The organism is Pseudomonadota bacterium (assembly GCA_030860485.1).
Lineage (GTDB): Bacteria > Pseudomonadota > Gammaproteobacteria > JACCXJ01 > JACCXJ01 > JACCXJ01.
Genome location: JALZID010000158.1, coordinates 1 through 3,314, shown reverse-complemented (window position 1 = coordinate 3,314; position 3,314 = coordinate 1). Strand labels below are relative to the sequence as shown.

Sequence of the window (3,314 nt, the reverse complement as noted above, 5' to 3'; positions counted from 1 at the left end):
CCGATGACTGCCAGGCACCCTTCATCGGGATGATGTGTCGCGATGGCGGTCGCGACATCGCGCTCCGCTTCGCCGCCCAGCAGGAAGATGGTGGGAAAGACCGGTTTGAGCTCCAGAGAAAGGGCCGCGAAACGGGCCTCGCCCCAGCGCCGGAGGGGGGCGAGGTAGCGCAGAACGCGCGCGGACTTCTCCGCCACCGCCCAGGGAATATGTTCTGCGCCGGCCTCGACGATTGCCTGCGCCAAGCGGCCCGGCGCCGCGATGACGAGCGCTCGATGCCCGCATCGCACCAGCTCGTGGGCAAACTCCCAAGGTCCCCGCTCCACCCCGCCGCCCATCAGGACCGCCGGAGTGGAGCGCGTCCATCTTTCCTGGGCACACCACCTAGCCACTTCGTCACCAGGGTAAACCACCATCCTTCTTGACAAACCTCGTTGACTTTTCTATGCTTCTATTTAGCCCACTACACGTTCGTTTAATCGCGTCGACGCCTGAGCTGGCTCCGCGCGCGGCTGAGCGTTGTCGTCGGGTGCGGGAGGATCCTAATGGGGAATAACCGGCGGTTCACCAATGGCACTAAGGAGCGACGGGGCTATGGGCGCTGCGGGGCTATGGGCGCTGATAGTATAGGCGGGCGCAAACATCCTAATCCTTTTCCAGGCTCTGAAGACATGTCGGACAAACAGCGCGCAAGCAACTTCTCTTTGGTTATCATCACCCTCGTTTTAGTAGGGTATTACAAACTGTCACTGGCACAAACGGCAACGCAACAGCTCGCGCGGGACCAACAGGCGGCCTTTCGTCCTCGACCCGAGCGCGGCGAGACGGTCACGAACCGACCGCGCCCGGAACTCGACCGGCTAGGTGTGCGCGCTGGCGGTCTTTTCATTTATCCGCGCTTGGGGTTGCAGGAATTTTACAACGATAATATCTTTGCTACCGACAGCGACGAAGAAGATGATTTCATCACTTTGGTAACCCCGCGTGTCGACGTGACGTCCGATTGGACTAAGCACGCATTTGACCTGTACGCCCAGGCCGCAATCGCGCGTTACGCCGATCAGACGGGAGAGGATTTTGAGGATTTCTCTGTTGGCACCAGGGGCCGGCTGGATATTACACAAAGGGCTAACCTTCGGGCCGGCGTTAGCTATGACCGATTGCACGAGGGGCGTGGCTCGCCGGATGATGTCCGAAGACGAGGCGGCTCGCCGGCCGTTGAACCCACGATTTTCGATGTCGGCTCGGTATTTCTGACCTATCAGCAATGGCTCGGCCGTTTTCTACTGGAATCGGGTGGAGAGGTGGACCGGCTTGGTTATGATAATGTAAGCAGAGAAGATGGTACAATTATAATTAACGATGTTCGCGACCGCGCGATATACGCCGGTAACCTCAAGATGGGCTATGAGTTTATGCCGGGATACACGGCATTTGCCAGAGGAGAAGTAGATTATCGGCGATACGATAACCTATGCTGCGCCGGCGCCTTAAACCAGTTCGATCGAGACTCGGAAGGGTACTTGATAGAAGTCGGAACCGATTTTGATGTGACGGCGGTTCTGTTGGGCGACGTGGCAATCGGTTATCGATCGCAGGACTACGACGATCCCAGTTTTGACACCATCGGGGATGTCGCCGGTCGCGCGTCACTCACTTGGAACCCGACAGGCCTGACAACGGTTTCCGCTTCGATCACTCGAGGAGAAGTCATAGAGACTGTTGTGGGCGGGTCGGCCGCGATTTTTGAGACAGCGGGCCAAGTGACGGTCGATCATGAGCTGTTGCGCAACCTGTTGCTTCAAGCAGCGGTTTCGGTCAGCGACCAGGATTTTCAGGACATAGACCGTTCTGACACCTACGTCCGAGCCGGATTCGGTGCGAATTACCTGATGAATCGATACATCCAGCTGGATCTGAATTACTATTATCTTAGCCTCGGCTCCAATGCTGAGGGAGCGGATTTCACGAGTAACACGATCTTCCTTGGTGCGCTCTTCCGGATCTAGCGGAAAGGACGCCTTGAAATGCGCTGAGCTCTGTTACCGTTCTTCTCAGGAGCCGAGATCGCGCCACGTGCTGATCTGACATAGCCCCCTCGAAACTAGGCATAGAGAAAGACTTCGCGAGCAAGTACAGTGGTTACCTATAGGTGCTAGTAGGCATACGAAAACGGGTGTAGATCTGTGACAACGTCGCACCCCTATCGAGCCATCGCCGTCAGCGATCAGTTTGAGACCTGCATCCCAGCGACATACGAAATACGAAAGAAGCAGGAACAATGGAAGGGCAAAGTAGGATAATCTGTTAAGCAGTTGCAGTTCCGCAAGAGTCCATATGCGCCGTGTCTTCGTTGTTGCATTTACCGTGAGTGTGGTTCAAAGGCATTAGAGGGCCGCCAAGCGCGACTCATCGAGGAGACTAAGTGACCAATGCAAAAATTCATCACGTCCATGATCCTTATTGTGCGCGTCGCTCTGATCGTTGCTACCTGTGGATCGTGTTCGCCCATGCGCGCGGCGGTGCCGCTTCCCGAGGCGGGGCCGTATCGTCTGGATAGCGGCGATCGGCTGCGCGTCGTGGTGTTCGGCCAAGAGGATATGTCCGGCGAGTACACTGTCGATGGCAGCGGCTTCATCTCGATGCCGCTCATCAATCAGGTGCAGGCGCGTGGCCGCACCGTGACGGATCTCGAGAAAGAGATCGCGCAGGGGCTAGAATCGGGCAATCTGCTCGTCGACCCTAGCATCTCGGTGCAGGTGGCGCAGTTCCGACCATTCTTCATCCTGGGGGAGGTTCGCCAGCCGGGGCAGTTTCCATACGTAGAAGGAATGACAGTGCTCACCGCCGTGGCGATAGCTGGCGGTTTCACCTATCGCGCCGAAACTGATTACTACACAATTACACGTACAGTTGAGGGAAAAACCGTTGAGGCGCGCGGAGAAAACACCACGGTCGTCCAGCCAGGCGACGTGATTCTGGTAAGCGAACGCTACTTCTGATTCTACCGTCTCGGCCGAAAAGCGGGACTGTCGTCGGCGGGCGTTGAAGATTGACAAGGGGTGGACGCCGTGCGAACAGGGCACACGAGTTAAGAACCGCTGAAAAAGTCCTCGGCCTGATTCGTAGGCGCACTGAGTACGGCCGAGGACGGCGATGAGCGGCATAGCCAACAATCATGGCTTATGGGTGAAGTACCAGCGTTAATTGAACACCCAAGTTCCAGCGTTAGTTGAACACTCGGAGTGTGGATTGGGTTAGTGCATCATTCTTTCTGTAATTTTGTTGGTGAGCCTGTGGAGCTTGTGGGCGAG

At 56.7% G+C, this 3,314-nt stretch carries 3 protein-coding genes; 2 read left to right on the top strand and 1 reads right to left on the bottom strand.

Annotation, left to right across the window (positions count from 1 at the left end; translation table 11 throughout):
* Nucleotides 1–338: hypothetical protein (locus M3461_08715; protein ID MDQ3774424.1), on the bottom strand; the 338-nt coding region annotated here is incomplete at its 3' end.
* Nucleotides 339–671: 333 nt separating this feature from the next.
* Between M3461_08715 and M3461_08710 the strand changes: the two genes are divergently transcribed.
* Entirely contained in the window at nucleotides 672–2,009 is a 1,338-nt protein-coding gene (locus tag M3461_08710) for an outer membrane beta-barrel protein (GenBank protein MDQ3774423.1), read from the top strand.
* Nucleotides 2,010–2,432: 423 nt separating this feature from the next.
* Nucleotides 2,433–3,002 carry a polysaccharide export protein gene (locus tag M3461_08705; protein ID MDQ3774422.1) on the top strand — a complete coding sequence of 190 codons (570 nt, stop codon included), beginning with the start codon at nucleotides 2,433–2,435 and terminating at the stop codon, nucleotides 3,000–3,002.
* Nucleotides 3,003–3,314 lie beyond the last annotated feature (312 nt).